The organism is Pleurocapsa minor HA4230-MV1 (assembly GCA_019359095.1).
Taxonomy (GTDB): domain Bacteria; phylum Cyanobacteriota; class Cyanobacteriia; order Cyanobacteriales; family Xenococcaceae; genus Waterburya; species Waterburya minor.
Genome location: JAHHHZ010000031.1, coordinates 71,173 through 88,251, shown reverse-complemented (window position 1 = coordinate 88,251; position 17,079 = coordinate 71,173). Strand labels below are relative to the sequence as shown.

Genomic DNA, 17,079 nt, shown 5'->3' with positions numbered 1-17,079 from the left:
AGATTACCTGGTTTCAAACTAAATACAGCTTACCGCTTTGCTTTCCAAGTACCGCCATAACGATAGTTAGGGTTATCTTGACTAACTTCTTGCCAACAGTTAGGACATACTAGCACCCAGTCTCCATCCTCTTGATAGCGAATGCGATAGCGAATATCTACTAAATTATGGCAAATATTACAAGGCTTTGATTTTAATTTAACCATATATTAATTAGCTTTACAGCTTGATCTAAAGCAACTTGCTTAATTCAATATACTGAGATTCCAGATCGGCTTGGAACTGAGTTATGTCGCCATGCATTTGATAAACTTTCACTAGCTGTTCAATACTCAGCCGATATCTTTCTGTTGCTTCAGTAGGTAAGTCTAATACTTTATCTAATTTCTCAAATAATAAACGAGCATTTCGTAGAGTCTGCTCAATTTCGGTATGAGTATAAGCCAGCATTAATCTTTTGAATCTATAGCTGTGGGATGCCAAACTGTTAGAATATAGTGCCATCAATGTTTTACTGTGTCAGCAAAGTTTAATTTCTCACAATTATTGGTATTGGCTCAATTGTATTGTATCAAAACAATTTTCTGGCAACAAAGCCCTAAAGAACAAGCGATCGCCTAATTTCATTTTCTCATTTAATTTTATTTTTGTTTTAGGTACTGACTGAATTTACTAAGCGAACTAAAGTTAAAATAAGCGTTACAGTTCTTTTTTTTGCAATTTTAGGTACTGATTAATGAATCTTTCTCTATCTCAATTTGGTTCGCAAATGTCTAAGCTAACGGGAGTTAGAGCGATCATGAAGGACATTATTGAAACCTTAAGAAATAGTAAGGGAAGAGAATTTATTAACCTTAGCGCAGGCAATCCTGTAATTTTGCCAGAGGTGGAACAGTTATGGCGCGACTGTACTCAAGAGTTATTAGATAGCGATGAATACGGCGAAGTGGTTTGTCGTTATGGTTCATCCCAAGGTTATACACCTTTAATTGAAGCAATTGTCGAAGATTTTAATACTCGTTATGGTTTAAAGTTAAGCGATCGCCATATTTTAATTACAGGTGGTTCTCAAGCTCTCTATCTCTATGCTGCTAATGCTTTTGGTGGCTATACAACATCAGGGGAACTAAAACAGGTAGTTTTACCTCTTAGTCCCGACTATACAGGCTACGGTGGAGTAAGTCTAACTCCAGAGGCATTACTAGCATACAAACCGACTTTAGAAATAGATGAAGTTCGCCATCGGTTTAAATATCGTCCTGATTTTAGTCAGCTACAAATTAATCAACAAACTGGCTGCGTAATTTTTTCTCGTCCCTGTAACCCCACAGGAAACGTGATTAGCGACGAGGAAGTAGCTAAAATTGCTCATTTGGCTGCTAGTTATGATGTACCCGTACTAGTCGATTCAGCCTATGCACCTCCTTTCCCCGCCTTAAACTTTACTGAAATGACTCCGCAGTTTGGCGATAATATTATCCACTGCATGAGCTTGTCTAAGGCAGGATTACCAGGGGAGAGAATTGGGATTGCCATCGGCGATCCTAAATTAATTGGGATCTTAGAATCTTTTCAAACTAACGCTTGTCTTCATTCTTCTCGCTATGGACAGGCGATCGCCGCTAAAGCCATTTCCTCTGGTAAACTAGCAAATCTTGCCCTCAACGTAATTCGTCCTCACTATCAACGTAAAATAGAAGTCTTAGCCAATACCCTCGATGCAGCTATGCCTGATATTCCTTGGTACTTACATCAAGGAGAAGGAGCAATTTTTGCTTGGCTGTGGCTGAAAGATTTACCAATGACAGACTGGGAATTTTATCAAGAATTAAAACAGGTAGGAGTCATTGTCGTCCCTGGAAGTACTTTTTTCCCAGGTCTCCAAGAAGATTGGCAACATAAGCAGGAATGTTTTCGCATTAGCTTAACTGCCACTGAGACAGAAATAGCCGAGGCAATGAAACGTTTAGCTCAAGTTGCACAGCAGGTATATCAGTCGGTAGTTTTGAGCCAGCATTAACCAAGAAGTAAATTAATTTTATTTAACAACTAACAACTATATGAATGATGAATCACAAACCATTAACCAACCAGAATTATTAGCAGTTGGTACAATCACTTCTCCTCAAGGTTTAAAAGGAGAGTTGCGCGTATATTCTGATTCTGATTTCCCTGAACGTTTTACGAAAGCAGGAACTCGTTGGCTACAACATCCTGATACAGAAGCTATCACAGAAGTACAATTAAAAGGTGGTCGATATCTAACGGGCAAAAACCTCTATGTAATTAAGCTAGAGGGAGTGGAAGATCGTCGCCAAGCAGAAGAATTTCGTAACTATAAACTGTTGGTGGATAAAAGCGATCGCCCTAAACTAAGTCAAGATGAATATCATGTTGCCGATCTTGTCGGGACAGAAGTTTATCATCAAGAGACAGGAGAGAATATTGGTGTAGTTGTAGATCTCTATTCTGCGGGTAATGATTTATTAGAAATTAGGTTACATAAACAGCCAGAAAATAACGCCAAGCCCGAAAAAGATCTTTCTCAAGTCAGCCGTCGCAGCAAACGTAAAAAATATCGCCCAAAACCTCATAACCCCGTAACTATATTTATCCCCTTTGTTAAAGAAATTGTCCCAATTGTTGATTTAGCTAATCAACGTCTGGAGATCTCCCCCCCTGATGGTTTGATTGATATTCACGAAACCGAATAATTAATAATTAAATTTACATATATAATCAAAATCTGACAAAGAAATAGCGATCGCTCTCTATTTTTTTATTCATAAAAATAATGAAATAGATCTGATTCGGAAATATATCGACAAGCTTGTCTATAAATTGCTCGGCAAGTTCCTGTGTCTAATTGACGGTGATTGGGAACTGTTAAAGTTTCTTTACCTGATATACCAATCCGACGCAATTTAACGTGACTTCTCTTTGGCTATAAACTTCAAAGTCAAACTGTTTTAAAATAGCAATAATTTCTGCGCCCGATAATCTTTTAAGCTTGGGCATAGTTAGTTTGTAACTCAAATGTACCCAAAATAGAAGGATTATCGCTCAATCCAAACTCGGCTGGATTTTCATTTTCTAAATGTAGGGAAACAGCCTCCCTTAAGTTTTGAACAACCTTATCTAAAGTTTCTCCTTGGGTTACAACCGAGATTTCTAAACATTCGGCAATATAACCGCTTTGTTCTCCTGGGCGAATAAAAGATTTGATTGTTTGCTGAAGTTGCATATTTTTACTTTTTTCAAAGTCAGACTAGATTAAATTTTAACGCGATCCGTAGGTCATGCATTAGTGCGATCGTGTAGCTAGCTGTCCGAAAGGACTTATTTCGCAAGGACTTATTTCGCATAAAAGCCTGCTCAAATTCGGACAAATATGATTTCATATCAAAGCTAGAAATTCCATAATTGTTTTCTAAAAGAGAAAATAATTTATCTCTTGAGTTACGTAGAGCAATGATTTTAGATTGACCTTCCTCGTACAGGCTTGTATATGTATCTTTATGAGCTTGATATTCTTGCTGCTCTCTTTGATGCAAACTATCAAATTTTTGTTTTGCGACGTACCCAATAACACTTAAAAAGACACCTGGAGCGAACAATACAACTAAGTATTTTTTTAACCACTCTAAAGATAGTTTTTGTTTTTCATGTTCGCTCATTGTTACTTATGATAGGCTCTCATTTGTTAAAATTTAGCTTATTTAATTCTATCAGCGATCGCCCTGCGAGTAGATTTTGCGATCGCTTTTCTCCTAACATTACAATTACAAGAGAAGAGATATAACTAAGTACTTATGCAAAATTTAGACCGAATCACGTTTAACCCTAAAGTTATGAGCGGACAAGCGTGTATTAGAGGAATGCGTGTTACTGCATCTTTAATTTTGAATTTATTAGCAAATGGCAAAACCACAGAAGAAATTATTGAAGATTATCCCTATTTAGAACCTGAAGATATTCAGCAATCATTACTTTATGCTGCGTGGCTAGCAAGAGAACAATACTATCCCAAAATGAGTGAATCAGTAAGATGAAGTTTCTGGCTGATATGGGTATTTCTCCTCGAACAGTAGCCAAGTTGAGAAGAGCAGGTCATGATGCAGTTCATTTGGTTGAAGAAGGTTTAGAAAAACTTGAAGATCGAGAAATCTTAACCAAAGCAAAAGATGAGGGCAGAATAATTTTAACTGTTGATTTAGATTTTGGCTATTTGTTAGCAGTAAGTAACGCAATTTTACCTAGTGTAGTGCTATTTCGCTTAGGCAATGAAAGCAGAGAAGTAATAGAAGAATACCTAGATGATGTCTTGTTCCAATGTAGCGAAGAATTAAATACAGGAGCAATAGTTTCAGTAAAAGATGATGGGTTGAGAGTAAGATTATTGCCCATTAAGTAAAAACAAGCACTAAATTTTAGTTGATTGTCAAGAGAACGCTCTCACCAACACCAATCAACCATCAACAATCAACGATTTAACGATAAAATTACTCTTGGCGGAAAATATAAATAAAATCATAGAATCAAGGACTCGATGCGCGTCTCTCTAAACTGGTTAAAAGAATTAGTCGATATCAATATGTCCCCAGAAGAGTTGGGGGGAATTTTAACTATAGCAGGATTTGAATTAGAAGAATTAATCGATCTGCGTGCTAATGCTGAGGGGGTGGTAGTTGGGAAGGTTTTGGAGCGATCGCAACACCCTAATGCTGATAAGTTAAGTGTTTGTAAGGTTGATGTAGGTACAGATGAGCCGTTAAATATTGTCTGTGGTGCATCAAATGTAAGAGCCGATATTTTTGTTCCTGTAGCTACGGTAGGGACTTATTTACCTGCCATTGATTTAAAACTCAAGCCCACTAAACTGAGGGGTGAACCTTCTCAGGGAATGATTTGTTCTTTGACGGAATTGGGTTTGGAGAAGGATTCTGATGGGATATATATATTTGAGAAAGATCATATTAAGCCTGGGGATGATGTACGTCCTTTGTTGGGTTTAAACGATGTCATTTTGGATTTGGCGACTACGGCTAACCGTGCGGATGCTTTAAGTATGGTGGGTATTGCTAGGGAAGTGGCAGCTTTAACTGATGCTAAGGTGAGATTGCCAGAAATAAAGGAACAGCAGCTTAATTCTGATAGTTCTTTAGTAATTGCTATTGAAAATCCAGCAGCCTGTATGGCATATATCGGTACAGTAATTGAGGGTGTAAAAATTGCGCCTTCTCCTGACTGGTTGAAGTGGCGGTTAGAAGCAGCAGGTACACGTCCAATTAATAATGTGGTGGATATTACTAACTATATTTTATTGGAATGGGGACAACCTCTTCATGCTTTTGACCGTGAGAAGCTACAGCAGGTTGCTGGTAGTGATGATTTAACTATTGGGGTGCGTTTTGCCCAAGCTGGAGAAAAGCTAAAGACTCTGGATGAACAAGAGCGAAATTTAGTTACAGATAATTTATTGATTACCGCCAATGACAAACCCGTCGCTTTAGGGGGAGTTATGGGGGGTGAAGAGACAGAAGTTGATGATAATACTAGTAATATTGTTTTAGAAGCAGCTTTGTTCGATCCTGTGGTTATTCGTCGTTCATCTCGCGCTCAAAACTTACGCAGTGAAGCTTCTACCCGTTACGAAAGAGGGGTTAACCAAGTAGAATTAGAATCTGCCTGTAAAAGAGCGATCGCACTACTGCAAGAATTGGCTGGTGGTAATCCTGTTAACCAAGCTATTTGTGATCATCGTATCGATCATGCTAGCCGTAATGCTATTGAATTACGTTTGAGTCGAATTCATCAAATTTTAGGTACAGTGAATAAAGAGGATGGTGTTGGTTATATTGAAGCTGCCGATGTTGAATCAATATTAGGAGCTTTAGGCTGTAATTTAGAGCCAGTTACAGGTAAAGAAAATACTTGGTTGGTTAAAGTACCTCCTTATCGTTATCGGGACTTAGAACGGGAAATTGACTTAATTGAAGAAGTTGCCCGTCTTTATGGTTACGATCGCTTTTGTGATACTCTACCCGATAAAACCGAACCTGGCTATCTTTCGGCTGAATATACGATTAAAAATAAACTCCGCGCTGTCTTACGAGGTGTCGGGTTAACGGAAGTAGTGCAGTATTCTTTGGTTAAACCTACAGGTAAAGAAGTAAAGCTCGCTAATCCTCTTTTTGCGGAATATTCTGCCTTACGTGCTGATTTATTCTCTGGTTTGCTAGATGCTTTTGTTTATAACCAGTCTCAAGGTAACGGCGCACTCAACGCTTTTGAAATTGAACGAGTATTTTTCCAATCAGCGCGAAAAGCCGTTGCGGGGGTTTCCCCCGTTGTCCTAAAGGATACACCTTCGGATAAGGCTATTGAGCAAGAAGAAGAACAGTTAAAAGAAAGAGATTCCGTCGCAGGAATTATGGGAGGTAATATCACTTCTCAGGGTATGTGGGTTAACGGTGGCAAAGGTACACCTATGACTTGGTATGATGCTAAGGGAATATTGGAAAACGTCTTTAGTAATCTGGGGATCAGCGTCGAATATCGTCCAACCAGTGATGAACCAAGACTACATCCAGGACGTACTGCTACACTATGGTTGCAAGGCAAAACTTTAGGGATCTTTGGGCAAATTCATCCCCAATTGGCGCAACAGCGAGATTTAAACAACGAAGTTTATCTCTTTGAATTAGATTTCAGTCTTTTACTGACAGCCTTAGATCGCGATGCCATTACTACTCCCAAATTCCAAGCCTATTCTACCTATCCAGGTTCAGATCGTGATTTAGCTTTCTTTGCACCTTTAGATTTATCCGTGGCTGAAATTACCAAAGCAATGAATAAAGCTGGGGGTAAATTATTACAAAAAGTAGAAGTGTTTGATGAATATAAAGGCAAAAACGTCCCCGAAGGACAACGTAGTTTAGCTTTTAACTTAGTTTATCAAGCAAGCGATCGCACTTTAACCGATCGAGATGTCGATCCTGTGCATCAAAAAGTCCGCGAGACTTTGGTTAAGAAGTTTGATGTAACATTGCGGAGTTAGTTTTTTAAGCTTTTATCTATTTTTAAGTTAGTAATTTAAAAATCTCGTCATTGCCAATTATATTGCTATAGCCTTTAGCTTTTAAACCATCGAGCAAAATTTTGTCATTTGTCCACAAAGACATATTCAACTCTATACTTAAAGCCAAAAAAGGAGTATCTTTTTCATCAATATCACGACATAAATCATAAGCAATAGCAAAACTTTCTGATGATATTGCCAGTTTAGGAATAACTGTAACTTCAGTAAACAAATCTCTAACAAACTCTCTGAAAGTGTCTTTTAATTTAGTTTTTTGGACAATTCGTTTCTCATACTTCTCAATTTCCAAAAAGATAAAATCTGGTGCATAGACTTTTGCTATTCTAAAAATATCTAAATAAACAGATTTACCACTAATAAGGGCTGAAAAAACAATGTTAGAGTCTGCTACAATTTCCATCAACTATAATTCCAAATCTTGTTTATATTCTTGCCAAGTTTCAGCCCGAATTTCAGCAAGCTTTGTTTCGTAATCAGATTCTTGCCAAGTTGTTCGTAAGTTCTCAGCCATAACAACGCAACTACGTCGCAGATATAACCATTTGAGACTATCTTTCACTTCTTTTTCAATTACCTGTTTACCGAAATCTTGCAAGGCTTGATCTGGTACTTCAAAAACGAGTTTCATGTTTACTCCTAATTAAAATCTGTTATTCTAATTTTAGGCTTTATTTATTTAATTACTACTGGAAGAATAGTTAAGTAAATATGCGATCGCACTTTGACCGATCAAGATGTCGATCCTGTACATCAAAAAGTTCGCGATACTTTAGTTAACAAGTTTGACGTTATTTTAAGGAGTTGATTTTTTGAGGCTATAGCGATCGCCAATAATAAGTGATCAAAAGCCAATTTAAACAATGGATGATGAACTAAAGTTTCAATTTAAGCTATATCAAAATTATTTTAAGCAGCCCTTGCAGACTAATCATGGTGTTTGGTCAATACGCGAGGGCATCATTATTAGCCTGACAAATTCAGCGGGAATTACCAGTAGAGGAGAGATTGCTCCTTTGCCCTGGTTTGGTTCAGAAACTATTGCCCAAGCAGTAAAATTCTGTCAGCAGTTAGAAGAAGCTATTACTACGCAGGAAATTATGGCTATTCCCGACCATCTTCCCTGTTGTCAGTTTGCCCTAGAATCGGCTTACCTGGCATTGACTCAACCTCATTTAGCTGGTTTCCCTCAAGCTTTAGACTTTTGTTATCTTTTACCTGCTGGCGAAAAAGTTTTGACTACTTGGCAAAATCTATATCAAGCGAATTCTGCCACTATTTTTAAGTGGAAAATTGGAGTTTTGACTCTCGCTGAAGAAATTGAAATCCTCAAGCAACTGACCGCTAATTTTCCTTCAGACGCTAAATTAAGATTGGATGCCAATGGTGGTTTAAATCTAACTCAAGCTCAACAATTATTGTCCGTAACAGATAAGTTAGAGGCGATAGAATTTATTGAACAGCCCTTATCTCCAAACCACTTCAAAGACATTTTAAAACTAAATCAAGAATATACTACTCTTCTAGCGTTAGACGAATCTGTTGCTAGTTTTCAACAGCTACAGCAAGCCTATGATCAAGGATGGCGTGGAGTATACGTAATTAAAGCAGCGATTATGGGATTTCCCACTAGATTAAAGCAATTTTGTCAGTCTAAAGACTTAGATATTGTCTTCTCTTCCGTATTTGAAACTGAAGTTGGTCGTGAGGCAGCACTAAACCTGACACAACAACTAGCTCATCCCCGTGCGGTTGGTTTTGGAGTGCAGCATTTGTATAATCATTTGCCCTGAAACATCCAAGCTTTTCCTCGAGGTAGCGAATGAATATTTTGCATCATAGTTGATTTCTCTGTTTAATATGCTACTATATATTTCGTGGCAAACAAGATAACAAAATAATTTGGGACTGTAGTTCAGCTGGTTAGAATGCCTGCCTGTCACGCAGGAGGTCGCGGGTTCGAGTCCCGTCAGTCCCGTTCAAGCTAAAAGTACTCACCGTATAGGGTCTCTCCTTTGATCTCCTACCCATCAGGCAGGCATTTGCTCAAAACTTGCTCAAAAGTAAATATAGCGAGGCTAGCAGGATAAGTAAACGGGTCTGTAAATATCCCAATTATTTAACCAGAATGTCGGGCTAAGTCCCACCCTATAAACGAGGCGGATATATCGAAGCGAAGCTGAGTACCGCCAATGTTTTAGGGTTGGGATACAGCCCGACCAGCAAACAAACTGCGTAGCCACAATATTCTACCAATTACTTATATTTGTGGTAGAATGTTATCATCCTAAAGGATTCCTAAAGGATTAGCTTCGCGTCACCGCTCCGCATATGATTCTAAATTACACTTACCGCATTTACCCAAATAGCAATCAAATTGACCTACTCAACGAGTGGTTAGAAACTTGTCGCGTTAGCTATAACTATGCCGTGAGAGAACTAAAAGATTGGATCGCATCCAGAAAATGTCCGATTGATAGGTGTAGTTTGGAATCAGAATATATTATGGCTGCGGATTATCCGTTCCCTAGTTACCACCAACAACAAAACAATCTGCCCTTAGCAAAAAAACAATTTCCAAGGCTAAAAGTAGTGCCATCTCAGGTACTTCAAACCAACATAAGACGGTTGCATGATGCCTGGGATTTCTTTCAGAAAAGAGGGTATGGTTTTCCTCGGTTCAAAAAATATGGGCAAATGAAATCTATCTTGTTCCCTCAGTTCAAATCTAACCCTGTTACGGGCTGGCAGATACAGTTGCCTAAGTTGGGTAAAGTACAGATCAATCTGCATAGACCAATACCAGAGGGGTTTGCTGTGAAACAAGCAAGGGTAATCAAAAAAGCAATGGGTTGGTTTGCCCACTTAGCAATTGAATCAGATATCGTTCTTCCCCTGGCCGTGCCTCACGGTCATGCAATAGGTGTAGATGTCGGCTTGTTGTCTTATATAGCAACATCGGACGGATATACCGAACCCAGACCTAAGTTTTTCAAGACAGCCCACAGTCGGCTAAAAGTGCTACAAAAGCGTCTGTCTAAGAAACAAAAACGAGGCGAAAACTACGAGAAAGCGAGGATCAAAGTAGCCAAACAACATAACCACATAGCATTCAAGCGCACTGATTATCAGTTCAAATTAGCTCATAAACTATGCAACATGGCAGACACAATCTTTGTAGAGGATTGTGATTTTCGGATTATGGCAAAAGGAATGTTGGGCAAGCATAGTATAGATGCTAGCTTTGGGCAGATGAGAACTATCTTAGAATACGTAGCTAGAAAGCGAGATGTATTTGTAGGCAAAGTTGACCATCGTGGAACATCTCAGACTTGTCCTAACTGTAGAGCTACAGTCAGAAAAGATCTAAGTGTTCGGTTACATGAGTGTAGCGAGTGTGGTTATGTTGTAGATAGGGATGTAGCTTCGGGACAGGAAATCTGTAACCGAGGAGAAGAAACGTATCGGGGGACTCCCGAAAAGCAAGAAATTGGCTCTCAAGTCGTACTGTCGGGGAACTTGGTTCTAGATAAGTGGCGAAATACCGAAAGGTACAGGGGAGCAATGCCCAATAGTGATATTGGGAAGCCCACGCTATACTCGAAGAGTTAGCGTTGGGAGGATGTCACGCCCTTATATTGGCAAGCACAAAAAGAGGCTGTAGAAAACTACGACTTCTTTTATGAACCCTATGAACTGAATCTTCATACTAGATAAAAAAAAGACGTATGATACCACTTCCTTAACAGTCAGGATGAACAGCAATTAGGCACAGGTTCCAAGTTTATTCAGTCATTTTTTCGGGAGCGCAATAAGCGATCGCCACAGGCTCATGGTCTTCATAAGTAAGCCAGAAATCACTAGAGTTATCACGATCGAAGTAGTTAGATATCATATCGTCTAGCATATTTGATGGAAACAAGCCATTAGCGTCAATCACTTTTTTTAAAGCAGGCACATCATTAGGTGTGACAGGTCGAATATTCTGATTGATTGGCATCTCTGTTTTCTTTCTTTCCATTTTGCGCTTTCTGGCAATACGATTAATTTTGTAACTTGAGCAAGATTTTTTGTACCTGTTGATAAAAGCTATCTTGGCGATCGTATTGGGTTTTTAACTCGTTAAAGCGACTTATGCTCAAATTGTGTCGCTGTACGATTTGTCGCGACTCGGTACAGTAACGATTGGCAATATTTTTTACTTCGGGTTTAAGGTTATTCAAAGTCGATCGCTGATCGCAGACAATATTTGGTGGGGTTTCGTCGAGCAAGTTTTTAATTTCTTGGTAGACTTCCCTCCTGAGTAGCTCTACTTCGTAACCCGCTCTTGCATAGCTTTCGGTTTCTGTGGAAGTGAATTGTTGTCCATAGGCATTGTCAGAGAAGGAAACGCTAATTAGAGGATCTAAATCAGAAGATCTTAGTGATATTTGAGGAGTCATACCCAGCATAATGCCGAGAGATGCCAATATACTGCTGCCGATCAGACGAACACATAGTTGGTTTAATTTAGGTAAAGTGAAATCAACGTTTAACATCATCAATAATAATTACTAATATCAAAATACTGCTACCTACATGGAGTTGATTTAAGGACAATAAGTTCCTGTTTTTGGCTTATTTAGCGAAAAATTTACTTAAAGTGCGTTAAGGAATTGATTGGCGAGCGCGATTTTTCTCGTTTAATATTTGGAGAACTTAAGTTTCAATATTTTTTCAATATTTTCAAATCTGGCTCAAAATGACAATAAAACTAAAAGAGATTGCCATCCAGGATTGGTCTGAGATTTACGATTTAGCCAACACCTACCGCCAACAAGAACAATGGCAAGCAGCAGCGATCGCTTTGCAACAGACAATTGAACTTAGACCTGATTTTTTCTGGTCACATCATCATTTAGGAGATGTCTTAAGTAAGCTACAGCAGTGGCAGAAAGCAGCACAGGCTTATAGTGAGGCGGTAAAGCTTGACCCGCAGTTTTTTTGGTCTTGGCACAATTTGGGAGATGTTTTGAGTAGGTTACAGCAGTGGCAGAAAGCAGCACAGGCTTATAGTGAGGCGGTAAAACTTGACCCGCAGTTTTTTTGGTCTTGGCACAATTTGGGAGATGTTTTGAGTAGGTTACAGCAGTGGGATCGGGCGATCGCTAGTTATCTTCAGGGGATCTATCTACAACCCGAACATCAACTTTCTTATCAAAAATTGGGGACTGCCTTTAAGCAGGGAGACTTAGCTCAAACGATTAAAGATTATCGTCAGTTAATTCAGACTCCACCGCAAAATTCTATTTTTGAGCTACTGCATAACCAACCCCAAAGATTAATCGAGCTTGCTAATAATTTGGTTCAGCAGCATCAGACTTACGGCGCGATCGTAGTTCACTATCTGATCCTAGAAATTCAACCGACTAATATTGATGTTTTACAATCTTTATCTCAATTATTAAAACAGCAGAGTAAGTTAGAAGAGGCGATCGCAGTTAATCAGCAGCAGCTTCAGCAGAATATGGATCGGGACAAGCCTTTAAAGGTTTGTTCCACAGCGCGAGATGTCCGTAGCGCACTGTTAACCCAGCCAGCCATAAATCCTCTGCCAAATCAGCTTAAACCAATACTAGGACGTATTTTAGTTCAAAGTAATGGAGCAATTCCTCCTGACCAATTAAATGATTTATGTAAGGCTGTGGGTTGGTCAAGTCGTACTTTAAGAAAGCTGGAAAAAGCTATACAGGCTAGTTTTAGGTATATTGCAGCTTGGCACGTCGAGCGAGAACAACAGCAGCTAATTGGCTTTGCTAGAGCCGTTTCTGATGGGGTTTATCAGGCAACCTTACTCGACATCGTAGTACATCCAGATTTTCAAGCTAGAGGAGTGGGTAAAACTCTGGTTAAAACTTTAACTAAACAACTTCAGGCAGCACAGATTGTAGATATTACTCTTTTTGCTAGTCCTCATGTTACGGACTTTTATCACCAACTAGGATTTGTTACTCAGCCTAATAATCTTCAATGGATGTTATATGGTCGTACAAAGTAAATTAGGACAATTAGGGTGATCGGCTCGAAGGTAGGAAATAGGAAATAGGAAATAGGGAGTAGAAAGTAATATTTTAAAAAGATCCTAACGTTTTTACGTAAGGCTATAAGTTATAAAAAAAGGACTTTTCTTACTTATACCAACTCTCTATGAAAATGCACTAACTGAAATTTAATTCTTTGCGTCTCTGCGTCTTGGCGCGAGATTTACAATCAAAATATTAAGTGCAACTTTAAGGAGAAATGGTATTACCAAAAATATCCCTTCTCTACGGTAGTTTGACGTTTTTCTGGATTATATTTAAGTAGATATTCTTGAGCGATCGCATCTTGTTCTCTTAATAGCTTGACTTCCTTTTCACCTATTTCTGTATCGGTTGAAAGTAGAATTACTTGATGGGATGCGGTAGGGAAATAGCGCTCAACTAAATTATGGCGATGGGATGAATCTAATCTACCTAAAGGAGTATCGATCGCAATGGGTAAATTACGTCCTGATACTCTAGCAAGTCCCCAGAGAAAGGCGATCGCCAGTAGTTGTTTTTCTCCTGCGGATAGACGTTGTTTGGGAAAGAGTTGACCTTGATGATCGTATAGTTCTAATTTAAAGCGATCGCTATCAATAGTAACGCGATTAATTAGGTTTGATTTGTGTAGTAAATAAAGGAAACAATCTTTAACTTCAGTTTCTAATTTATTGAGTTTTTTTAGTGTTAATTTTTCTTTAAATAGTTTCAAAGTTGTTTGAACTTTAGCCGAGGTTTTAATAATATGTTCATCATTAATATTATCAATCGCTTCTTCACTATAGTTTTTTAATTTGCGATTTAGTTCTTGTTGAAGACGTTCGATTTCTCTATCTAATTGTATCGATTTCTCTTGCTCAATTTGATATAAAGCTTTACAGTTACTCACCTTTTGCTGAGTATTTTCCACGGCTTGCAGTAACTGTTGATAGTCTTCTGGAGAAGCAGCGATCGCTAGTTGACTTTCAGTACGTTCTCTTTCTGCTTCTAATTGCTTTATTTGCAGAATAACATCTTCAGCAGATTTAGTTTGTAAAGGTAAGATATCTTGAGTGTTGCTAATTAGCTGTTGTAATTCTAGTTCTGTTAAATGTAAAAAGCTAGCTGCTTCGTTTTCGATTGAGTTAGCAATCTGATTATTTTCTTGCGTAATAAAAAACTCAACCTTACTAATAGATTCATCGGGCAAACTAATACTAGTTAAATATTCTAGTAACTTACGATCTCTAGCTGCCAAGATACCTTGAGCCTGTTTAAACTGCTGTATTTTTAACTCTTCTTTTCCTTGATTAGCTGCTGCGGATAATAAAGGTGTTATTAATTTTAAAGGTAAACAGCCACTGGCTAGGGTAATTAACTCTTGTCTCTTAGCTTCCAAATGAGAATTAAAATCTTTGAGTTTAGCTTCAACTTGTTCTCGTTTGCTAGCAATTTTCCCCCCTTGCTGATTAAACTTATGCCGAGCGCGATCGCGTTTTTTATTAGCTTGCTCTAATTGATGCTGTAGTTCAGTTAATTTATGATTTATCTGAGTTTTTTCTACTTGTTTAGCTGCTAACTTAGCTTCAGTTTCTTCTATTGTTAACAACTGAGTTTTATTGGCTAGTGCTTTCCGTTTACGATTAACCAATACTTCAAGATCTAAAGACAACTTTTCCGCTAACTCTAAACCCAACAAATTATTAATCGCCTCCACTACCGCAGCGGGGGGAGTATCTAATTCAGCTAACTCTTTAACCTGTTCACCATCAAATAAAAACAAATTAGAAATACCCAACGGGAGAATATTCTCGACATATTCATCCCAATGCTGTTCTAAATTACTATCAAACCGTAATTCCCTTTCAATACTCAGACTATCTTTACCATCTTGCGGATTTTTTTGCCAAGCACGAATAATTTTAAACTGTTGCCAATGTCCTTCAAAAATATGTTCAAAAGACAACTGTATTTGAGTCAAATCTACTTGCTTTGCTTGACTATTTACCGACTGAGTTAAAAAATCTCCATAGCCTAAATTACCCCTGGTTGAACATCTTGCTCTTTGTCCATATAAAGCCAAACGAATTGCATCCATGAGGGTGGTTTTTCCCCCACCATTCATTCCCCCTAATAAAATAATCGGCTGAATAACACCTTCATTTTCTTGAACGGGTCGCTTATGGGGGGAACCCCCAAGACCGCGCCCGTCCGCTTCTGGACGCAAGTTAATAATATGCTTACCTGCATATGCACCAAAATTCTCAATAACTAACTCGGTAAAAATCATTTGTTGTTTTATCTAAACGAGCAATTAACTATCAAGATTTAGGCGCAAACTTCATCTTCGCCCATCCAGCCTTATCCCCTTCTAGATCGTCATTTGGCTGATTCAACTGTTCCACTTGCTCTTTTACTGCTACAATATTACCTTGCTCGGCAGCAGTTTTTAAATCATATTGTTGATGTGCAGTTGCGATCGCTTCTTCCTTACTTCTTGAACTAGTATCAAAACATTTAGCCAAACTATCATAAATACCTAAACGACGGTTTTTAGTATAAAATTGTCGCTCAGTATCTAACAGTTTCGACATCAATTCTAACTGCATTTCATCATCACATATTTCTGCCAAAGTTTCCCACTCATCATTGCCTAATAACTTCTCATCCGCACCAATTCTAATATCTTTAAATACTTCTCCCGTTACTTCTTGATATATGCGGGGTAAACTATCATCAAACTCGTGTTTTTCTTCCAACCAAATTCTTCTAATCTCGCTCAACTCTTCAGGAGTAATTAAATTAATATCTTTAAACTCTTCTGGTGCATTTTGCCTAACTTCAACTTGCGCCGACAATACTCGCCTTAACCAAGTTTCTCGCCATTTCTTAGTATAAGGCCCAGGGATGGGTTCAATGGAAGTTTCTCCATCTTTGTTACGTTCAAACAACTGTACGTTACCGTGAAGACGACGAAAATCTCGCCGATTGCGATCGTTTTTTACTTCCAAATCATTACGGATATCTAACAAAGGCTGTAACCATTCTTTCTCTTCATCATTTTGAATCATTGCCTCCATTGATTTATCTTTATTAACAATTGTGCAAACCCAACAACCGAATCGAGAGTCTCCACAGCTAGGAGTAGATGTATCAACTACTAAAGGACATTCATTATCAGCAGTTGCCCCACGATACATAGCAAATAAATCTTGATTATTTCCTCCCCAAGGATTATCCCACTGCATTAGGTACATCCAAACTTCATTGGTAGTCCAGTCTTCAATAGGAAGATATATTAAAGAATTAGGACGACTAGGATTAGTATTAAGGCGATCGCGTACTCGCCATTGCCTATGTTTTTCCATGTTTTTCGCCCGTTTAGTACTTTCTGCTTTACGAGTTCCTAAAACTAGAATGACTTCACCGCTGTCTCTAATAATTTCACGAATAAATGAGTCGGCAGGTTTAATTTTTAGTCTTTCGGTACACCACCTAAACCTATTTCTAGGGGATGGATATCCTTTCCCCATCAAGCAAACCCAAAATCTATCTTTTACTTCTGGAAAAGTTATGTGGGGTTGAATTGGCATCTGCTGTTTTTGGGCAGCAACTTCCATCTGTTTAACACATCTATCTACCCAAGCAGTAACTATCGGATTTTCAACTAAAGTGTCGTTAGTAATAACATGAATTGTTTTAGTTCGTTTTTCTACTGGCAAGTTTGCGATCGCATTCCAGATTAATTGCAGTACACAACTACTATCTTTGCCTCCACTCCAACCGATTACAAATGGTACTTCGTCTTGAAGATATAGTTCTTGGATTTCTTTAGTTAAGTTATCTACATCGTCTACTAAATCTTTAACGGTACGTTCAGTTAATTCTGGCTGTTCTATCTTTGATTTTGTTTTCATGATTTAGATTTATTGAAATCCA

Annotated in this window: 19 protein-coding genes and 1 tRNA gene; 9 read left to right on the top strand and 11 right to left on the bottom strand. The window is 38.3% G+C overall.

The annotated features are described in order from the left end of the window. Positions 1-29: 29 nt before the first annotated feature. Together KME09_22480 and KME09_22475 are read right to left on the bottom strand one after the other, a co-directional pair. Positions 30-206, bottom strand: a complete 177-nt coding sequence (locus KME09_22480) for a hypothetical protein (protein ID MBW4536702.1) — start codon at positions 204-206, stop codon at positions 30-32. Positions 207-231: 25 nt separating this feature from the next. Beyond that, entirely contained in the window at positions 232-504 is a 273-nt protein-coding gene (locus KME09_22475) for a hypothetical protein (GenBank protein ID MBW4536701.1), read from the bottom strand. 232 nt (positions 505-736) lie between these two features. Between KME09_22475 and KME09_22470 the strand changes: the two genes are divergently transcribed. Both KME09_22470 and rimM read left to right on the top strand, forming a co-directional pair. Next, entirely contained in the window at positions 737-2,020 is a 1,284-nt protein-coding gene (locus KME09_22470; protein MBW4536700.1) for a valine--pyruvate transaminase, read from the top strand. A 40-nt stretch (positions 2,021-2,060) separates the two neighbouring features. Further along, entirely contained in the window at positions 2,061-2,714 is a 654-nt protein-coding gene (rimM, locus tag KME09_22465) for a ribosome maturation factor RimM (GenBank protein ID MBW4536699.1), read from the top strand. A gap of 65 nt (positions 2,715-2,779) precedes the next feature. Here the strand turns inward: rimM and KME09_22460 are convergent, their stop codons facing one another. The 3 genes from KME09_22460 to KME09_22450 all read right to left on the bottom strand — a co-directional run bounded on the left by KME09_22460 (position 2,780) and on the right by KME09_22450 (position 3,677). After that, positions 2,780-2,923, bottom strand: coding sequence for a type II toxin-antitoxin system HicA family toxin (locus KME09_22460; protein MBW4536698.1), 144 nt, complete (start codon positions 2,921-2,923; stop codon positions 2,780-2,782). 81 nt (positions 2,924-3,004) lie between these two features. After that, positions 3,005-3,244 (bottom strand): type II toxin-antitoxin system HicB family antitoxin, encoded by a 240-nt coding sequence (locus KME09_22455; protein ID MBW4536697.1) that lies wholly within the window; start codon positions 3,242-3,244, stop codon positions 3,005-3,007. 19 nt (positions 3,245-3,263) lie between these two features. Continuing rightward, positions 3,264-3,677 (bottom strand): hypothetical protein, encoded by a 414-nt coding sequence (locus tag KME09_22450; GenBank protein ID MBW4536696.1) that lies wholly within the window; start codon positions 3,675-3,677, stop codon positions 3,264-3,266. A gap of 135 nt (positions 3,678-3,812) precedes the next feature. Here KME09_22450 and KME09_22445 point away from each other — a divergent pair, with 135 nt between their 5' ends. From KME09_22445 to pheT, 3 genes are all read left to right on the top strand, one after another. Then, positions 3,813-4,052, top strand: coding sequence for a DUF433 domain-containing protein (locus tag KME09_22445; protein MBW4536695.1), 240 nt, complete (start codon positions 3,813-3,815; stop codon positions 4,050-4,052). Then, positions 4,049-4,414, top strand: a complete 366-nt coding sequence (locus tag KME09_22440) for a DUF5615 family PIN-like protein (GenBank protein ID MBW4536694.1) — start codon at positions 4,049-4,051, stop codon at positions 4,412-4,414. Before KME09_22445 ends, KME09_22440 begins: the two co-directional genes overlap by 4 nt. Before the next feature lie 135 nt (positions 4,415-4,549). Next, the gene (gene pheT / locus KME09_22435) at positions 4,550-7,060 is read left to right on the top strand and encodes a phenylalanine--tRNA ligase subunit beta (protein MBW4536693.1); all 2,511 of its coding nucleotides are present in this window, start codon (positions 4,550-4,552) and stop codon (positions 7,058-7,060) included. 22 nt (positions 7,061-7,082) lie between these two features. On the opposite strand, the gene KME09_22430 is transcribed toward pheT, so the two are convergent. Both KME09_22430 and KME09_22425 read right to left on the bottom strand, forming a co-directional pair. Further along, positions 7,083-7,502, bottom strand: a complete 420-nt coding sequence (locus tag KME09_22430; GenBank protein ID MBW4536692.1) for a hypothetical protein — start codon at positions 7,500-7,502, stop codon at positions 7,083-7,085. 3 nt (positions 7,503-7,505) lie between these two features. Then, positions 7,506-7,730 (bottom strand): hypothetical protein, encoded by a 225-nt coding sequence (locus tag KME09_22425; GenBank protein MBW4536691.1) that lies wholly within the window; start codon positions 7,728-7,730, stop codon positions 7,506-7,508. A 232-nt stretch (positions 7,731-7,962) separates the two neighbouring features. Between KME09_22425 and KME09_22420 the strand changes: the two genes are divergently transcribed. From KME09_22420 to KME09_22410, 3 genes are all read left to right on the top strand, one after another. After that, entirely contained in the window at positions 7,963-8,892 is a 930-nt protein-coding gene (locus tag KME09_22420) for an o-succinylbenzoate synthase (GenBank protein ID MBW4536690.1), read from the top strand. Positions 8,893-9,003: 111 nt separating this feature from the next. Continuing rightward, positions 9,004-9,077 (top strand) — tRNA-Asp (locus tag KME09_22415). A gap of 353 nt (positions 9,078-9,430) precedes the next feature. After that, entirely contained in the window at positions 9,431-10,711 is a 1,281-nt protein-coding gene (locus tag KME09_22410; GenBank protein MBW4536689.1) for a transposase, read from the top strand. Positions 10,712-10,883: 172 nt separating this feature from the next. Here KME09_22410 and KME09_22405 read toward each other — a convergent pair whose 3' ends face one another. After that, positions 10,884-11,120, bottom strand: coding sequence for a hypothetical protein (locus tag KME09_22405; GenBank protein MBW4536688.1), 237 nt, complete (start codon positions 11,118-11,120; stop codon positions 10,884-10,886). 22 nt (positions 11,121-11,142) lie between these two features. After that, positions 11,143-11,637 carry a DUF4168 domain-containing protein gene (locus KME09_22400; GenBank protein ID MBW4536687.1) on the bottom strand — a complete coding sequence of 165 codons (495 nt, stop codon included), beginning with the start codon at positions 11,635-11,637 and terminating at the stop codon, positions 11,143-11,145. A gap of 203 nt (positions 11,638-11,840) precedes the next feature. Between KME09_22400 and KME09_22395 the strand changes: the two genes are divergently transcribed. Continuing rightward, a complete protein-coding gene (locus KME09_22395; GenBank protein MBW4536686.1) occupies positions 11,841-13,136 on the top strand; it encodes a GNAT family N-acetyltransferase in 1,296 nt (431 codons plus the stop codon). A 248-nt stretch (positions 13,137-13,384) separates the two neighbouring features. Here KME09_22395 and dndD read toward each other — a convergent pair whose 3' ends face one another. Next, positions 13,385-15,430, bottom strand: a complete 2,046-nt coding sequence (dndD, locus tag KME09_22390) for a DNA sulfur modification protein DndD (GenBank protein MBW4536685.1) — start codon at positions 15,428-15,430, stop codon at positions 13,385-13,387. A gap of 31 nt (positions 15,431-15,461) precedes the next feature. Next, positions 15,462-17,057, bottom strand: coding sequence for a DNA phosphorothioation system sulfurtransferase DndC (gene dndC / locus KME09_22385; protein MBW4536684.1), 1,596 nt, complete (start codon positions 17,055-17,057; stop codon positions 15,462-15,464). Between the last annotated feature and the right edge of the window lie 22 nt (positions 17,058-17,079).